The organism is Rubritalea profundi, from assembly GCF_002954445.1.
Classification (GTDB): Bacteria; Verrucomicrobiota; Verrucomicrobiia; order Verrucomicrobiales; family Akkermansiaceae; genus Rubritalea; species Rubritalea profundi.
The window spans coordinates 2794974-2811288 of the sequence record NZ_MQWA01000001.1 but is presented as its reverse complement, the minus strand read 5'-3'; the positions used below and the strand labels follow the sequence as shown (position 1 = coordinate 2811288).

The window sequence follows — 16315 nt, the reverse complement described above, 5'->3', positions numbered from 1 at the left end:
GACTCCTATATTATCACCTAACTCATCCTCCCATCATAACTTAATAGCTAAATCTAACAGACGGAGAACGGGGTCCACCTCAATATTGGAATTCTTGTGGTATCGTCAATGTTGACCAGCTGCGGCGCCATGTGTGGCGCTTTAGTCGGTGGCGGTATAGGTGCCGGTATCGGCGCACTCGCTGGGGACACAGAAGCGGGCGCACTCATCGGTGCCGGTCTCGGTTTTGGTGCCGGATTGACCGGTCAGTGATCATCTTGAGTGCCGTCTCGGTCGTGGCCACACCTGATGCGCTCCATTTTCATGGTGGCCTTGACGCCCCGCAACCGCGCTCGATGCTCCATCGTCGGGAGTGAAGGAAAGTAAGCTCCGATCTCCCCTTTCCGATCTCCTCAACAACGTCCTCAGGGACACCCCTAAAAAAATCCTAACAATGCAATACGCCCTAACATTGAAGCATTTCACTGATATTGATGAGACTGGTTCTCTTGATCCTTGGCCGGTTGATGACTTCGCCTGTTCTGATGCGGCTCATCATCGTGTGACCGATATCCACAATCAGATGGAGAAACGATACGGCGACGAGCTTGATAGTCCGCAGGTGACAATCTCAACATCTCAGCTAGTAAAAAAATGATGATGAATTGGCATCTACACAATCATTCTTGTATTGGCAGATCGCTGCTGAGGGTGACACTTGCCGCAGTGCTTCTGTTATCGTCAAGTTGCATCAGTTTGCAGCCCCACGCGCACAGGTGTTGGACTTCCCATCCACCTGCAATCCGGTGATCACAGCGTATGTCTTCTGGACCAAGGAAGCGAAGCTCTACTAGCCCACGTTCACCTGATCCGCGAAGCGCAAACATCAGTAGACCTGCAAACATCTATCTACAACAACGACCGCTCGGGAAGGCTTATCACATACGAACTGTTGATGCTGCACTGCGCGGCGTCCGATGCCAAATTCTGGTGGATCAAATATTCTCAGAAGCAGATGCGGACCTGCTAGCCTATGTCGCGGGCCTCCACCCCAATCTCATCTTCAAAATTTATAACCCGGTGAGCCATCGACTTTCGCCCAACCTCGCTCAGTCATTTGGCGAAAGTCTGTTCAATCCTCATCGGCTTAATCAACGCATGCACAACAAAGTAATGATTGTTGATGGTAAGACCGCCATTGTTGGCGGTCGCAATATCGAAGATGCCTATTTTGACCTGGCCAAAGGGATGAATTTTCGAGATCGAGAACTGGTTGTCCGCGGTCCAGTTTTGGATGATATTCGGCGCTCGTTTGATAACTACTGGAAGCATCCCTTGGCTGTCGCCTGCATGGATCTCATCGATGTGCGTAAAAAAATGGTAGCTGGCGCTAGCCGTCCCAAAGACTTACCAGACAGTAGCAATAGTCCGCTGCGCCAGTTGGTCAGCACTAGGCTGCAGGGCTTTGACCGACAGTTTGAGGCAAAATTCCGGAGGGTCGAGCGCATTGCCTTTCTGACGGACGAGCCCGGCAAGAATGACGGCAATGGCTTTGACGATAGTGGCCGAATGAACGAGCAACTCGTGGGCTTGGCCCTAACAGCGAAGAAAGAGCTCCTCATACAGAGCCCCTATTTTGTTCTCACCAAGCGTGCAACAAAACTGTTCACGCAATTGAATCAAAAGGGGATTCGTATGACAGTTTCCACCAATAGTCTGGCCGCCACTGACAATTGGACCACCTACGGGATTTTTCACCGTCAGAAGCGCCGTCTCGTTCACAATCATGATCTACAACTTTACGAGTATAAACCCCTGCCGGATGACCTGCGAAACCTTTGGCCCGATTACGATAGCATCAAACAACAGATGCAAGCGCACAGCAAAAAAGGGAGGCCTAGTAATGTGTCATCGAGAGCCTCCTCGGATTTGACTAAAGTTCCCTATTTTTGTCTGCACGCCAAGTCGCTGGTGATTGACGGCAAGATTGCCTGTGTCGGCTCCTACAATTTGGACCCACGTTCAGCTAATTTGAACACCGAAGTGGCCCTTGTTGTTGAAGACGAAGCCTTTGCTGAAGAATTGACTGCAGTTATCCATAGCGACATAGCCGGCGGCAATAGCTGGCTCGTGGCCAAGCAGTATTGGCCGCGCCCCTTAAAACCCGCGGTCCAATTGCTTGAGCACAGCAACGAGTTGGTTTTTCGCATGACGACAATTGACCTGTTACCAAACTTCTACACAACGAACTACGCACTAAGAGATGGCCAATCACCTGTCCCCTGTAACCATGCCGATTTTCATACCTGCTACCACAGAGTGGGTAGCTTTCCCATGGTGCCCAGTTTCCAAGCGAAGTCGGTACTGGCAAGCCTCACACGCATATTCGGCAGTGTCTTAAAGCCCCTACTTTAAGTGGCGGCAGACTGCCCATATTTGCGACCAAATAAATTAATAGACAATTCATGAACGAGACTCTCAAGCTGAAAATCAGGCCCCTTGTTTGACGTGTTTTCAGCTTCACAGTTTCATATTATACCATTTGAACAGTCAGATTATCGTAATGACGTCGAATGATTGGATTGTAGCAAGGCGCAAGGAAGGAGCATAGCGAGCTATGTGACAATCGAGCGGAGCGAGATAGCCAATCCCGCAGGGGCCGAGCAGCAAACGCCGACGCCGCTAGAATCCAATCATTCGGCGCCCCTTCGGCCTCAGCTCCGCTGACTATCTCACCCAACCTTAAAAACCTATCATTATGGTAAGATGACTGTTCAGTTGGTATAACCACTCCCCTACCTCTCAGACCACACAATCAGCAACAGGCTTCATCCTATCGGTCGGAACACGGAAAGCTGAAATCCTCCTACCCCATGTGTCAAGCCACAGCCTCACCAGAGCTGCGTCAAGCCCCAGTACTCCGTGGTTTTGTCACACTGAGCGATCACATTGATTGTAGAATCCAGTGCTTAGATTTTTGTCGTGTAGTGTGATACTCCATGTAAGATATCCCTCATCTAAAGTGAATGAAACTGCTGCCATCTACATCTCATGAAATCGATCAAATCTCAATCCCGCTTACCATCCCACTCTCGATCCAAGTTCACCGCCGCTCGTCAATTGAGTGACAAAATGCAAACTGCCAAGGTGAAACTTCCACAGAAATTGGCATTCTTTTTTTTAATGATCACTCTCTCCCTTGGCGTTATGCTACCGATCCAGCTACAAGCAGGAGTGAATGTCCTTTTGATTGGTTCTAGTTATCACTTCGATCAGAAAGAAGGGGGGAAGCAAGGGAAGCGGCTCGATCCAAAATCAGTGGCTGAGGAGTTGGCCAAAATCCTCAATAAAGGTAAGAGAGATGGGTCATCCAAGGTCAAGTTTGAGGACATTTACCGCACCAAGGAGACGCCAATCGCTTTGGGCGCTGGTGGGAGAGTGGTTCCAACTGAGTTTCATTGTCACAGTCTAGCGCAGTATTATTTTTGGCCAGAGGGACGAGAGGCTCGCTTAAAGCAACTCAAAGGAGATGCTGGAACCAACTGGGATTATGCAGTGATTGTTGGGGATCCTTATTTGATCGATAAAATGCCCGGAATTTTTGCTGAAGGTGTGCACCTCATTGCAAACGATTTAATGGCCAATGGCAAAACCAAGACTGTACTACTTGCTCCATGGCTGGAAAATGCAGACGCCACGAGCCACCTCAGTGAGGTCGTTTATAGAGTCGGACAAGGGTTAGATATCCCAGTGGCGCCTGCTGGCGAGACTGTCACCAAAGCTGGCGCGATCGGTAGGGGTGATTCTGCATACCTCGCGGCAGCATCAGTATTCAGCACCCTCAGTGGCAGGGAATCATGGGGTAGTCGAGCCAACGCTAAGAGGGCCATGGCCACGATTCTTAAAAACCGATCCAAACCCGTGTTCACAAATCCATACTCGAAGCCTACTCCCTTCACCATGGAGTTTATGGACAAGTCTGTTCTCACATTTAATCAAACGGGTAGTAGCTCGGAACAGGGTATCAAGGGCGGTATTATCAATGCCATGAAACAATGCAAAATCACCCCGCAAGAGGTCAAAAATCTAGATCAAGGGCTGATCGATTTCAACTACGGCCGAGCCAATAGTAATTTTGAATCCAACAAGCGTTATAAAGTTGATCCCAGAAAATTCCATCGATCCTATGGATTCCCGATGCAGGAAGCAAAAGGAACTGCTGCGGTCTCTATGCTTTATGGAATTGATAAACGCTACTTTAACAAACAAAGTTATGATGATGGAACAGACCTTGGGGTTGCGTATGATATGTGTCGTGACAAAGAAGTTGAGAAAAATATCCGAGCAGTTCCGATTCGTCTAATGTGGGCAAAAATCCAGGACCTCGATCCAGTGCTGCGGCCGCTCCGTGATAATTGGCATATGAGCCGACTCGCCGACGCCGCAAGTGGTACATTTATCGTGACTCTCATTACAGGGAAAGATCCGCGCGGCGATGAGCCTAAGGATAAAGCTGCGCCAGAATGGAAGAGCTGGAAGGCGAGAGCGATTGGTTACGAGACGGCTATGCGGATGGGTCTTAATTTTGATTTCCAAAAGTAGTTAGCAACAGCCGTCGGTCCCACATAAATCGTTGAGGTCCAAGGACTCCCCCTAAAATGTAGTGTGTGTCAGCCACCCTTCCCCTCTCCGATCTCCTCAACAACGTCTTCAGGGGCACCCAGCAAAAAGCAAATTTCTAGCAATCTCTGTCTTCCTATTGTTAGTTTTTCGAAGCCTAGTTACTTGGCGAGCTTGCCCTTCTTTGCCTCTTCGAAGGAAATCATCGGCTTGGCTCCCTTGCCGGACTCGACTGCTTTCACCGCCGCGTTCCAGCCCTTGGACCAGCGGCCTCCCGACAACCACCCCAACAATTTTGGGTCAGCCTTGATCTCCTCGATCGTCTGCTTGGCATTGGCGCCGTAGGCATTGAGAACGCTGTTGACCGCGATGGCCTTGAAGCTGCCCTTGCCATCCTCGGTGCGCAACACTTCCAGGGCCCATTCCGGCCCCTCCTTGATGCCGAGGCGGGCCAGCAATTGGCCTCCGGGCAGCAGGGTCGAGCGCGGATTACTGTAAGAATGGGAGGACGGAGCCCGATTGAGGAACAAGATTTTCACGTCATCAGCCGCTCTGGAAAAGTCCTTGGCCGGCATGTGCACCAGCAAAGTCATCGCAGAACCACGGGCCTGCTGGCGGGGATGCTGGGAAAGTTTGTGAACGGCTTTATAGAACAAGTCCTTGTCGGTCACCAGACCATCGGCGAATGGGTTCTCCGAAGTAATCACCAGAGATTTGGCTACACCATCGTTGATCAACCCAAAGGGATCCCCCGGCTTGTCCTTAAGGACCAGGCGCAGCATGTCATTGAAGTAGGCCTGCCCCTGCGGCTTGTGCCAGCAGAGCGCGTAGGCGGCGGCCCGCACTTCCACATTTTCAGAAGAGTCACGCAGCACCTTGCCGATCATTTTGATGCGCGGCAGCGCCCATTCCGGAGGGCACCTGTATCCAAAAAATCCGATAGCACTTTCCTGCTCCAGATCCGTGCCCTTGAGAATCAGTTGCTCGATTTTTCGGAGAAAACTTCCCTTACGATCGCGCAGGGTCCACACCGCACCTCTGCGGACTTGCGGTGCCTCGTGGCCGAACATCGCCAGTAAATCGTCGATACTCAGCTTGGCGTAGTCGATCTGGCTGAGGTTCATAATTCCCTCCACTTCAGCCCCCTTCGCCCACAGCGACTGATCCGCCTTCTTGCCAGTGATAAACAACTGCTTGCGTGGCGTGCAATAGTTGAGCAGCAGAGTTCCGCTGGTGCAGAGCGCTTTTTGATTGTTGCCATCGTGGGTGAAGCGGTCGTCCCATGAACGGTAGAGCGTGTAGAGCCAGCGCGAGCGTTGATGGTATTCGCTGGTCACCTCGGGGCCGGCGACATTTGCGCCCAGCGGCGACCACAGCACGTTGAAGAAGTGGGTGGCATGGCCGGTCTCGAGCCGGTCATAGTCGGTGGCGACTTGGCGGGAGAAAAACTTCGCCGCTTTTTTGTCGCCAACAAAGGACATCGCGATAGCCGCCGAGCCGCTCATGCCGTTGTTGTTGTTGTTATAGGCTCCACTGTAAGCAGCGCTCACACCGGAGGGAATGGTGCCCTTGCCGACAAAGGTGTTGTAAAACCCGCGGTACTTCTCGATTGCCCTCTGCAGATCGGGGTCCTTCACCCCGCAGGCTTGGGCCAGGGTCAGCCCCATGAAACAGGTCAGGCTGGGTTGCTTGATGTGGGCGTAGCCGGGCAAGCGACCGCGCCGTTTTGGCGAAGTCATCCGGTGGCCCCAGATGCCGGAGGCATCCTGCCCCTTCGACAGCGCAATGGCGTAGGCCTCGATACCCGGCAGCACCGACTTGTCACCAGTCAGTAAATAATACTCGGAAAGTGCGATGAGTTCATAACCCCAATACCAGCCGACGTAACCCCCGTCCTTACCGCCATTGACGATATCCAGCATTCTGGCTCGATCCGGTTTCGCCCACTCCTGCTTGGGCAGGTTGGCTTTTACAAAATCGAGATACTTTTTCTCACCGGTCGCCATCAGGCCCATCCAACCAATGGCAAGGATGTCGCCCTGGAGTTGTTTTTCATCGGTGATCAATTGCTCGGCCACCGCCGTCACCAGGGCATCGGTCTTGGCGCAGTTAGCGGGTGCGGTGCGGCTGAAGTCGCCGAAAACTTTGAGCTTCAGCTCTGCCTTCTTGCCGCCCTTGAGTTCGACTGTGAGCCGGCCCCGCATCGCCTTGCCCTCGGACTTATCAATGGCGGCTGCTATTTCCCGGCGCGGGTTGTTCTGAAGTTTTGCGCCGTTCACCCCGATGATCACATCCCCCACCTTGACCTTGCCATCAGCGGGTGATCCCTTGTCGACCTTGGTCACTTTGATGTCCGTCTTGCTGTTAGTGCCAAGCATGCCGGTAGGCCCCAGCAGATGACCGGATGACTTGGCCTGCAGCAGGCCGGCACCCGCGATGAAGCACAGACTTAGGGGCAAGAGAATTTTTATCGGCGAGCTTAATTTAATAATTTGTTAGATTTTCTTGTTAGGTGGTTCACGCGAATCTATCCATTCGCGAATCCATAAGAAGCAGTCGAAGTCTCCACACCCAACCCCACACGGGAAGACAATTCTCCAGCGGAACATGGTCCCTTTGGATCCATGATGATCTTATGAAACCTTCGCTCACCGCTGCTCTGCGCGAGGTTTTCACCTTCGCTGCTTTCGAAGAGCGCCCCAGCCAAAGCCCTGCTTGCGCACATCATCACGGAACAAACCAGCGTGCCGCAAAAATGGATCTAGCAAACCCTTCACATGGGCAGTGCCCCCTATGTGAGCAAATTGGCGAAGGAGTTGAAGCTACCCATGCCAAGCAGCAAAGAATAGCGAGATGTTAAACAGAGAATTATAAGATTTATCACCTGACCCCTTTTTTTGCATCGATACTTGGAGCCATGAGCCATTACATTACGGTTCTGATAAGGCGTCGAGCATCGCGGTGATTCGGTCGATGAAAAATGGAATGAGTTCCTCGCCCGGGTAGCCGGAAAGATCGCCGAACGAGTAGTTCAGGCCGGAGGTTTCCGACCGGTCCACCACTGATTTGATCAAGACTCGCCGCAACGCCGATGCCTGTGCCAGAGCATCGATTTGGGTGAGGTCAGTGTCCTGGAAAAATATCCAAAGCACTTCGATCGCGCGGAATGAACGTGGCCACACAATCCAACGAGGTTGCTCGTGACCTAGAAATAGATCGTTCCAAATCCCGGGCGCCAGCCGGTGGTCCCTACGTCTACCCTGGATACGCGACGCCAAAAACCCCGAGTCGCGCATCTCGGCCATCGCCTTGGAAATCGTTAGTGAAAAATAGTAAGCGTCCCGAGCCAGTGGGCCGGGTGAGCCTTTCTCATGGAGCAGTAGGTAGGCGATGATCTCGCAACGGGCGTTGACACCTAGAAACGCCCGGAGGCGTAACATGAGATTGCACACCGGCTCGGGCCGGAAGAGCTGCGCCACGTTCCGTGTTTCATACCGGGTTCTCAACAGCCCGTGATCACTGAAAACCGGGTCGGGCTCCTGTATAACGGGCATCGGTTTGCCGTTGCTCAGGAAAAAAAGCAGGCAAGGCGGGGCCTCGGCTTCTCCTGGCTTAGCTTCCCCCGGCTTAGCCGTACCCGACCACTTCGCCGCCGAGACGGAATCACGCGTCATGGCGGCAACCGCCCGGACAACCTGCTCGCCGGCGAATTGCTCACTCGCCATGATCCGTTTCAGGCGTTGCACGTTGATATACCGACCATTGATGCCCATCCACTCGACCATAGCGTCAAACATCCGGGCATCATAACGCCCCACTGTACAGGTGATCAACAGTAAGGCTTCGGGGTCGATCAGTGAACCGCGCCACACGTCACCGTGGCCAGCGACCCCGAATGCACTCCATTGTCGCCAAAGGATGTCGAACACCCGGTCCTGAAACTCCTTTTTAAATTCGGTTAGCAACGTTTTCATAATCCAGTTCTTTTAACAAATGTTTGAGAATCATCTTAAAACCATCGGACACATCGTGAGTGGTGCACCATCGGCAGGCGGATTCCATTTCGTTGGGTGATGGGGCCAGGCTGAGGAGGTCCTCGATGTGGTAACCACCACGGTCAGCCGCCGCATAGAGTTTGAAAAAAATCTGGTCGAGGCGATCGATGAAGTGAGCCGTCAGCCGATCACCGTAGTCCACGGATGTCAACCGACCCGCAAAGCCGTCCGGAAGTCCCATTTGAAACAGTCCGCCATCAGCCCGGCTGGGTCCGTTGTTCAACCATTCCGGAGCCAGCGCCAGATCCTCGGCAACCTCAGCAGCAGCCAGAATAAGCTCGTCGGGTAACGGTGCCGGTGAGGTCAGTTCCCCCGAACAAATCAACGCAACAATATCCACATCCTTCGTGGTGCGCGGCACCATACCAGTAAGAATCAAGGCCGAGCCGCCGCAAATCACTATCTCAACCGCCGCCGCATGGTTGTCCTGCAAACGAATAGCCAGCGACCTCATCGCTTGGTCAAGCGCGCTTTTGTTGAGTGGTTTATTCATATAGTATATCTGTAGTAGCAAAAATAAGATATTTATAGTATGCATTATAACCATGCAAGGTCAACAAAAATACAGTGACGCAGGTTGGGAGATATCAGCGATAGGAACTTACAGTTCGTAGTCAATGCTTACGGATACCTATGTGTTTTAGGTGATTCGTGTGCTCCTTGTTCGGTTGGATATTCCTTGCTAGCTGTTGGATATTGAAAATAACGAAAAAACCCCACGCCCCGGTGATCGGGAGTGGGTTGGAATGATGGTTTGTTTTCCGCACAAGACACACAGAAAAAGAAACACAGAAAAAGAAACACAGAAAAAGACACACAGAAAAAGACAGACTAATAAAAAAGGAAGATGCTTCTATCCTATATTCCATATAGATTCTGCAAAATGATGACCCTCCTATAAGGCTCTATAGAGCACGAATCAACTTGATCTAAATCGCTGAATACGAGAGGTTTATAGAAATTTCTAAAGCTCGTTTATTGGCACCGTGAGTAGGGGAGGAAGATCGTTCCGCAAATTATCACGTTGTATCACGCATTGTGGGGCAGGACTTCCTGCTAGATAGTAAAGGCAAGGAAAAATTCGTCCGCTACATGCGAATGTATGAGGAGTACTACGGGGTTCGCGTGCTGACGTATTGCATCATGAGCAATCATTTTCATATTGTCGTAGTACCTTGCTACTAGTCTGTCTACTTTTATGTGTTCAGATGCCTGGAATCACTGTTTGCTAGGACCCCGCCCACCGCGATTCTCATCTACAGCGCGACACAATACTCCGCCACCACCCAATTCCTGCTCAACCGGAGACTCGGGGTGCCGCAGGATGTTTCGTTGATCTGCATCGAGAAGGCCCCGTATTTCAAGCGCTTCGAGCCGTCGATCTCGCATGGCCGCTGGAATGACCAACTCATGGTGAACCGGATCGTGCGCTGGGCTAATAACATCCGGCGCGGGAAAGAAGATACCCGCCAGAGTAAGATCGACGCCGAGTTCATAGAGGGCGGCACGGTGGGCGTAGTGCCGAAGTCTTGAAGTTCGGGAGACTTTTGGAGTACGGAAGTGTCTAAGGTCGGACGTGTCTGAGGTCGGAAAGTCTAAAGTCTGGTTAGATCGCGTGGTCGCGATGGTTATTTTTATAAATTGAAGTCACCAGACTTCCTAGTTTTTGACTTTGGGACTTTTGACTTTCGACAGCGGGAGGCGCTAGAAATTTGGGAGTTCGGGAGTGGGGAGTTTTGAAGTTGGGGAGACTTTTGGAGTACGGTTGTGTCTAAGGTCGGAGGGTCTAAGGTCTGGTTAGATCGCGTGGTCGCGATGGATTTTTTGAGATTGAAGTTACCAGACTTCTTAGCTTCGACTTTGGGACTATCGACAGCGGGAGGCGCCAGAAATTTGGGAGTTCGGGAGCCTACCACTAATTGAGGGTGGTTAGGTATTCCACTAGGTCGCGGATTTCGTGCTTTTTCAAAAGCAGACCCATCGGAGGCATAGCGGAAACAGTGCCGAAGCCTTCTGCGATCTTGGCATTGGGTGCGACGAGTGATTCGAGTAAGAAGAGTCGGTCACCGCGCTCGGCGACGCCATACAGATTTGGACCAGCCATGGCTGCATCGTGGTTTTTTGAGGTGGTGTGACAGCGTGAGCACTGGGCAGCGGGGTGTGAGCGGAAGAGGGCTCTGCCGCGCTTCTTGTCGCCACCTTTGAGTGCTACTAGGTAGGGTAAGAGTGGTTTTTTTGGGTCGAGCGATGCCTGGTATTTTTTCAGAGCTGCTGCTACCTGCGGGTGCTTTTCTGCGGCGTTGAGGATTTCGAGTGCGGCGTGTTGGTCGGCTTCAGCTGAAGCAACTTGGCAAGCTCGTGGTTGAGGCGTTCGGCTAGGCTGCTGTCGATTTTTTTCAAATCGGCAGTGAGTGACCATGCTGTTTGGCGAAGTGCGGCGGGTCTATCTGCAGCTGAGGCTTGTATCAGCAGGCTGTAGGATGCCTCGGGGTGGCGCTCGAGGTGGAGACGGAGTGCGGTGGCTGCTACTTCTGGTTGCTTGTCGGCTACGAATTCTTTGAGCAGTGAGTCGAAATTTACGGGTGGGTTGACGGCTGCGCTGCGCAGTGCTTCGGCGCGTGCGGCGCTGTTGATTTTTGGGTCGCGGGTGATGGCGAGCAATTTTTCTGCGGGGATGGAATTGAGGTGCGGTTTGAAATGACTGATGAGCGCGATGAGTTCGGCAACGGCGGGGTTGGAGACATCGATGAGTTTAGGCAGATCCTGCTGGAGAATTTTGATCAGATTGGGGTTGTTGCGCTTGGGCATGGGAGACCAGCGCCCGAGTGCTTGGTCGACCTGTGGTGGGGTGTTCCATAGGGAAATCAGGCGGACGGCCTCGCGGCGTTGCTTGGCGTCGATCTGGCTATTTTTTGAGCCAATATAGGCGAGCAGAGCGTGGATGTTTTTATCTCCTCCGATGCGGAAGGCTGAGTTGATGATGCGGCGCTGGGTCATGGGGGTGAAGGCGTCGGCTTTGCTGGTGGAGTTGGTTAGCTGGGGCAGGAGATCAGCTACTTTGTGGAGAGCTGACTCGATCTGGAGGTCGTGGATGGCACGGATAGCCTCGCGTGAAACTTGGCGTGACTTGCCTATGAATTTGGCAATTTGCGGGCTGCGGTGTCTGCGTAGAGCAACGATGGCTGCGAGCTGTACGGCGGGCGAGTCGTGGTCGCTGAGCTGAGCGATCTGATTTTCGTCGGCGGCTCCGAGGAGTCCCATAATGAGGGCGTGACGCAGGAAGGCGTCTTGGTCGTTGTTTTTGGCAATCAGGCTGACGAAGGTTTCAAATGCAGCCTTGTGTCCTCTTCTGCCGAGGGAAGTCGCGGCAAAGGACTGGACACGGGGGGAGCTGTCCACGAGCAGGTGCATGAGTGCGGCGTCGACTTTTTCACTGGAGCTGACCTCACCCAGACATTGGGCGATGCGTGCTTTGAGTTCGACGGGGTGGTCCTGGCTGGCGTGGTGGAGGAGACGTGCGGTGGCGGTGGCATCTCCCTTTCGGGCGATGATTCCCAGCCCCCAAATGCCGTGGAGTTGGGCGATGACCTTGCCTTGGTTTTTGCCGATAGAGTTGTCGAGGAGTGTGGTTTTCTTGGCATCGGCGAGGGCGAACTGGGCGCGTAGCCTGATGCGCATGTCGGCGTGCTGGAGCAGTGCCAGCAGTTTGGCGTCGCTTAATTTTGAGAAATCTTTGGTGACTAGGTCCTTAACGCTCTGGATGGTGGCGTCGTTTTTGCTACCATTTTTGCTGATAGAGTAGACGCGTCCTTGGGCTTTTGATGCCCAGCCTTTGATGAAGTCGGTGACGTAGACTTTGCCGTCGTATCCGTATTCTACGTCGGTGGCTGCGACACCATCGTTGAAGACTGAGTTTTCCGTGACGCGCATGCCTGCGCCTTCGTTGGTGACAGCGAATGAGTGGATGAGGGATTTACTGGGGGCGCCCTTGTAGTCGCAAAATAGGAAGTTTCCTTGCTTGCCAGGATAGGAGGCGGGGCCGGGATGGTAAGTGAGTCCGGAGGGGCCATTGCTCAGGTTCATCAGCGGTGGGAGAACGTAGGCTGGCAGGAGGTGCTTATTTTTCTCAGTGCGTGGTTGCCACATTTTCTCAAGCATCCAGCGGTTGGTCGGGAGTGAGGTGAATCCAGCTTGGCGGTTGAAGGTGTACATTACCTGATGCTCCATGCGCCAACCCGAATCAGCGCCCTCCATGATGTAAACGATGCGGGCCTGGTCACCTTGGTCGGAGTTGTTGTCGACGGTGATTGGGTTACCAAACTGGTCGAAGGCTATTTCCTTGGGGTTGCGCAGGCCGGTGTGGATGACCTCGATGTTTGAACCGTCTGGCTCAAAGCGAAGGATGGCGCCCTGATCTGGGTAGGCGTAGTGCTTGCCTTCCTTTGTTGTGAAGTTGAATCCGCGGTCGCCGATGGTGGCGTAGATCCTGCCGTCTGGGCCATAGGTGAAGCCGTTTAGGTCGTGACCAGAAAGTGAAACGCGCACGCCGAATCCGTCTTGCAGCGACTTGCGAGAGTCGGCGACGCCATCGTCATTCTTGTCATTGAGTAACCAGATGTTTGGAATACAGGCGACGTAAACATCGCCATTGTAGGAGTATATACCCGCTGCGGTGCCGTCGAGTGTCTTGTTGAAGCCTTCGGCGAAGATCGTGTGCTTGTCCGCTACCCCGTCGCCGTTCTCATCGACCAACATACGGATTTTCTCGGTGTGTGTGGTGTAGGTTTCTGGCGGGTGTTTGTGGTGCCACTTTTTGTACATCGCCAAGCGGTCATCGGTCGTCTGTGATGCAATGTCATCAAGCAGCCAGTGGGTGCGGCGGCGGTTGTCGTCAATGCCTAGGTTTTCTCCAAAACGCCACGTTTCAGTGATCAGTACGCGCCCTTTTTCATCGATTGTTAGAGCTGTGGGGGATGTGACTCCTTGAGATTTCTGGTCGGCAAATATTTGAAGTGTGGTATCCGGAAGAATTCCAAGACCCGGGACTACCTCGCTGGGAACGAGCTCGGTTTCGGCAAAGCTCGGGGTGATTGTTAGACAGATTGAGAAAATGGTGGTCGCAGCGTATTTCATAGGATCTGCAGACAATACGCTTCAGAAATCCAATTCTGTCAATGTGAAGTGAGGAGAAAGGAAAAAGGGGAAAGTGCTAACTACTGGCTACTAGCCTGATCGGTGCGGAATGAGGATGCGGGGAGGCCTTGTTTATTGATTAGGTTTGGGATGTCGGCACTGCCCCAGGCGAAGCGGACGGCCACGGGGCTCGGTACTGCGGGGCTTGATACAATGATGCTTTCGCCGTCGATCACGGCTGTTGCTTCAACAAATTGTTGGTCTTTGGCGGCGATGGTGAAGTGGCTCAAGGGCTTTCCATCCCGACTAACAAGTCCGCCGGCGACGTGGTCGAAGGTGAGTCGGATGCTATTTTTTTCGATGCTGCTTTGTTTGATGGATGGGCCGGAATAGACCAAGTTGTTTCTGCCGTAGTCCTTGGCCAAGGCGATTCGTGCGAGGCGTTCACCGACCGGTTTTTTCTCCGGCGGATGGATGTTTTTTTCATCCCCCAGATCCATGGTGACTGCCATGCCGGTATTGGGGACGGAGAGCGCCATCATCTGGGCTTCCCGCAGGTAGGCGGCGGATAGATCTTTGTAACCACAGGGGGCGATCTGGACATAGTAAAAGGGGAAGTCGCCCTGGTTCCAGTCGGCTCTCCACTGGCGAATCATCGCGGGAAAGAGTTTGCGATATTGCTCCGGTCTCTTGACGTTACTTTCTCCCTGATACCAGATCACACCGCGGATGGCGAAGGGAATCAGCGGGTGGATATAGCCGTTGTATAAAACACTGGGTGTAATCTGGGTGATCCCAAACACCTTGCTCTTTTTGCGGTGATCAAACACGCCACCAGTTTTTTTGATAATCGCCGGAAAGGTGTCGAGTTTGGTGTTAAATTCGGGAAACTCTTTACGTAAGTTTTTTTCACTCATCCACGCCTCCACCGGGGAACCACCTCTGGCGCATTCGACCAGCCCAATCGGCACGTCTAACTCACTGAGAAGTTTTGTGCCAAAAAAGAAGGCGACAGCACTGAACTCACGGGCTTGCTCCGGCGTGCATGCTTGCCACTTTTTTTCATTACGTTGCTGAGGTGCTGCGGCATAGATGTCGCTGACGACGCACAGTCGTAGTTTAGGGTTGTTAGCTTGGGCAATTTCTTTGTCGTAGCGGTCACCAAGTTGATTCATCTTCCAGTCCATGTTAGATTGGCCGGAGCAGATCCAGACTTCACCGACTAGAATGTTGTTAAGGGTTTGGGTGCTACCCGAGTCATCGGAAACCACCATGGCCTGCGGGTGGGCATTGGCTTTCAGTGGGTCAAGCTTGAGCATCCACTTGCCATCGTCGCCGGCGGTGGTGGTTTTTTTCTGATGGGCAAACTCGACGGTTAGGGCGGTGCCGGGTTCCGCCCATCCCCACACGGGGACAGGCATGTTCCGTTGCAGAACCATGTGGTCCTGAAACAGAGATCCGAGCTTGATCTCCGCTGTGACTGAAGTTGTTAGGATACCAAGAATAATTAACCCGATGCCCATCATCCGCGAGCGACATAATAGTGTGTTCATTTTTTTTCGATGAGTTCGATAGTTGCCTTTGCCAGAGCATCCCCTACCAGGAAATAGCTTTCGGCGTTTCCGAACCAGTGGTGACCGTGGCCAGTGTTAGGTGACAGATTATTGGGGCGGGCAAAGGCGGTGGTATTTACGAAGACTGCATTTTTTATACGGGAGGCTCCCTGCTGCTGGGCTTTTCTGAGGTCGGCCATCGCCCCGGCTTTTTTTACCGGCCCGCCATTGCCGAGTTCACCCACGATCATTGACAAGTTCGGTGCCTTGAACTCTTTGCGAACATCCTTGGCTAGATGCTCCAAGTTGTCGGGATATTCCGGGATCGCCGCTGGCGTGCACATGTCATTCCATCCCTACATCCAGATGAACCCGGCAAGTTCGTAATTGTCATTCTGAAGATCTGCCAGAGCGGCGTGGATTTCCTCGATCATTTTCTGATAGTAGGGCCCGACCTTGCCGCCGGCACTGGGCGGGCGGAAATCTGTGCAGAAGCTCTTGCCGCCCCATGCTGTCTTGATCAGCAAAACCGGCGCATCAAAGTGATCGCCGATGACATGGCCGAACTGAAGCTCCGGGCCGATATGGCTGTTGCTGCCGTACCCCGTGTAGCCAACCGTGAGGCCGCCCTTGCGCACCTTGTCACGGACTTTGTAGGAAATCTGCACGTCATCACGAACAGCCCACTCACCGTTTTTATCTTTCAAATGTTTCATTTGACCGGCACTTGCAGAATTTTTCATCGACCAAACCAGGTTCCCCTTACCACCGTTGTAGTGCTTGGCATGATCCAAGGAAACAACATCCTGACCTTCCATATTCGACTGACCGGCGAGGATAAACACCTTGACCGGAGGACTGCTGGTTTTCGTTTCGGCTGAAACATGGATTGGGGCAATGCCCATGAATAATATCCAAAGCATCACGGTGAATCTGGCGTAGTGGGTGAGCGTTATCATTATTGGCACTTCTTTT

At 52.7% G+C, this 16315-nt stretch carries 12 protein-coding genes and 2 pseudogenes; 7 read left to right on the top strand and 7 right to left on the bottom strand.

Annotation, left to right across the window (positions count from 1 at the left end; translation table 11 throughout):
* Nucleotides 1-129: 129 nt before the first annotated feature.
* The 5 genes from BSZ32_RS20145 to BSZ32_RS12350 all read left to right on the top strand — a co-directional run bounded on the left by BSZ32_RS20145 (nucleotide 130) and on the right by BSZ32_RS12350 (nucleotide 4581).
* Nucleotides 130-252: a hypothetical protein gene (locus BSZ32_RS20145; protein ID WP_276308435.1), complete on the top strand. Its 123-nt coding sequence runs from the start codon at nucleotides 130-132 to the stop codon at nucleotides 250-252.
* A gap of 181 nt (nucleotides 253-433) precedes the next feature.
* The gene (locus tag BSZ32_RS12360) at nucleotides 434-637 is read left to right on the top strand and encodes a hypothetical protein (protein ID WP_165788820.1); all 204 of its coding nucleotides are present in this window, start codon (nucleotides 434-436) and stop codon (nucleotides 635-637) included.
* Nucleotides 638-644: 7 nt separating this feature from the next.
* Nucleotides 645-833, top strand: coding sequence for a hypothetical protein (locus tag BSZ32_RS18450; RefSeq protein WP_129589740.1), 189 nt, complete (start codon nucleotides 645-647; stop codon nucleotides 831-833).
* Nucleotides 799-2394: a phospholipase D family protein gene (locus BSZ32_RS12355; RefSeq protein ID WP_105043698.1), complete on the top strand. Its 1596-nt coding sequence runs from the start codon at nucleotides 799-801 to the stop codon at nucleotides 2392-2394. The genes BSZ32_RS18450 and BSZ32_RS12355 overlap by 35 nt, the downstream gene beginning before the upstream one ends.
* A 636-nt stretch (nucleotides 2395-3030) precedes the next feature.
* On the top strand, nucleotides 3031-4581 hold the full coding sequence (locus BSZ32_RS12350; protein WP_105043697.1) for a hypothetical protein: 1551 nt from the start codon (nucleotides 3031-3033) through the stop codon (nucleotides 4579-4581).
* A gap of 179 nt (nucleotides 4582-4760) precedes the next feature.
* Here BSZ32_RS12350 and BSZ32_RS12345 read toward each other — a convergent pair whose 3' ends face one another.
* The 3 genes from BSZ32_RS12345 to BSZ32_RS12330 form a co-directional block, all read right to left on the bottom strand.
* Nucleotides 4761-7058, bottom strand: coding sequence for a DUF6288 domain-containing protein (locus tag BSZ32_RS12345; RefSeq protein WP_129589739.1), 2298 nt, complete (start codon nucleotides 7056-7058; stop codon nucleotides 4761-4763).
* A gap of 471 nt (nucleotides 7059-7529) precedes the next feature.
* Complete coding sequence (locus BSZ32_RS12335) at nucleotides 7530-8573, bottom strand: hypothetical protein (protein WP_105043694.1); 1044 nt, start codon at nucleotides 8571-8573, stop codon at nucleotides 7530-7532.
* On the bottom strand, nucleotides 8548-9147 hold the full coding sequence (locus BSZ32_RS12330; protein ID WP_129589738.1) for a DUF6036 family nucleotidyltransferase: 600 nt from the start codon (nucleotides 9145-9147) through the stop codon (nucleotides 8548-8550). The genes BSZ32_RS12335 and BSZ32_RS12330 overlap by 26 nt, the downstream gene beginning before the upstream one ends.
* Nucleotides 9148-9674: 527 nt before the next feature.
* Here BSZ32_RS12330 and BSZ32_RS20625 point away from each other — a divergent pair.
* Both BSZ32_RS20625 and BSZ32_RS12320 read left to right on the top strand, forming a co-directional pair.
* Nucleotides 9675-9839 (top strand): annotated as a pseudogene (locus tag BSZ32_RS20625) (transposase); the annotation flags it as partial.
* A 15-nt stretch (nucleotides 9840-9854) separates the two neighbouring features.
* Nucleotides 9855-10187 (top strand): substrate-binding domain-containing protein, encoded by a 333-nt coding sequence (locus tag BSZ32_RS12320; protein ID WP_105043691.1) that lies wholly within the window; start codon nucleotides 9855-9857, stop codon nucleotides 10185-10187.
* A 382-nt stretch (nucleotides 10188-10569) separates the two neighbouring features.
* Here BSZ32_RS12320 and BSZ32_RS19830 read toward each other — a convergent pair whose 3' ends face one another.
* From BSZ32_RS19830 to BSZ32_RS19825, 4 genes and pseudogenes are all read right to left on the bottom strand, one after another.
* Nucleotides 10570-10920: a c-type cytochrome gene (locus BSZ32_RS19830; protein WP_240610723.1), complete on the bottom strand. Its 351-nt coding sequence runs from the start codon at nucleotides 10918-10920 to the stop codon at nucleotides 10570-10572.
* Nucleotides 10921-10928: 8 nt separating this feature from the next.
* Nucleotides 10929-13787 (bottom strand): PVC-type heme-binding CxxCH protein, encoded by a 2859-nt coding sequence (locus BSZ32_RS18445; protein WP_129589737.1) that lies wholly within the window; start codon nucleotides 13785-13787, stop codon nucleotides 10929-10931.
* An 80-nt stretch (nucleotides 13788-13867) separates the two neighbouring features.
* A complete protein-coding gene (locus BSZ32_RS12305; RefSeq protein ID WP_206018834.1) occupies nucleotides 13868-15340 on the bottom strand; it encodes a sialate O-acetylesterase in 1473 nt (490 codons plus the stop codon).
* A pseudogene (locus BSZ32_RS19825) lies at nucleotides 15337-16245 on the bottom strand (sialate O-acetylesterase). Before BSZ32_RS19825 ends, BSZ32_RS12305 begins: the two are co-directional and overlap by 4 nt.
* Between the last annotated feature and the right edge of the window lie 70 nt (nucleotides 16246-16315).

Bases quoted from the DNA above. Each gene is read 5' to 3' on its own strand.
- BSZ32_RS12355 (WP_105043698.1), top strand. From the start codon at position 799: ATGTCTTCTGGACCAAGGAAGCGAAGCTCTACTAGCCCACGTTCACCT.
- BSZ32_RS12360 (WP_165788820.1), top strand. From the start codon at position 434: ATGCAATACGCCCTAACATTGAAGCATTTCACTGATATTGATGAGACT.
- BSZ32_RS12335 (WP_105043694.1), bottom strand. From the start codon at position 8,573: ATGAAAACGTTGCTAACCGAATTTAAAAAGGAGTTTCAGGACCGGGTG.
- BSZ32_RS12330 (WP_129589738.1), bottom strand. From the start codon at position 9,147: ATGAATAAACCACTCAACAAAAGCGCGCTTGACCAAGCGATGAGGTCG.
- BSZ32_RS12350 (WP_105043697.1), top strand. From the start codon at position 3,031: ATGAAATCGATCAAATCTCAATCCCGCTTACCATCCCACTCTCGATCC.
- BSZ32_RS12305 (WP_206018834.1), bottom strand. From the start codon at position 15,340: ATGAACACACTATTATGTCGCTCGCGGATGATGGGCATCGGGTTAATT.
- BSZ32_RS18445 (WP_129589737.1), bottom strand. From the start codon at position 13,787: ATGAAATACGCTGCGACCACCATTTTCTCAATCTGTCTAACAATCACC.
- BSZ32_RS20145 (WP_276308435.1), top strand. From the start codon at position 130: ATGTGTGGCGCTTTAGTCGGTGGCGGTATAGGTGCCGGTATCGGCGCA.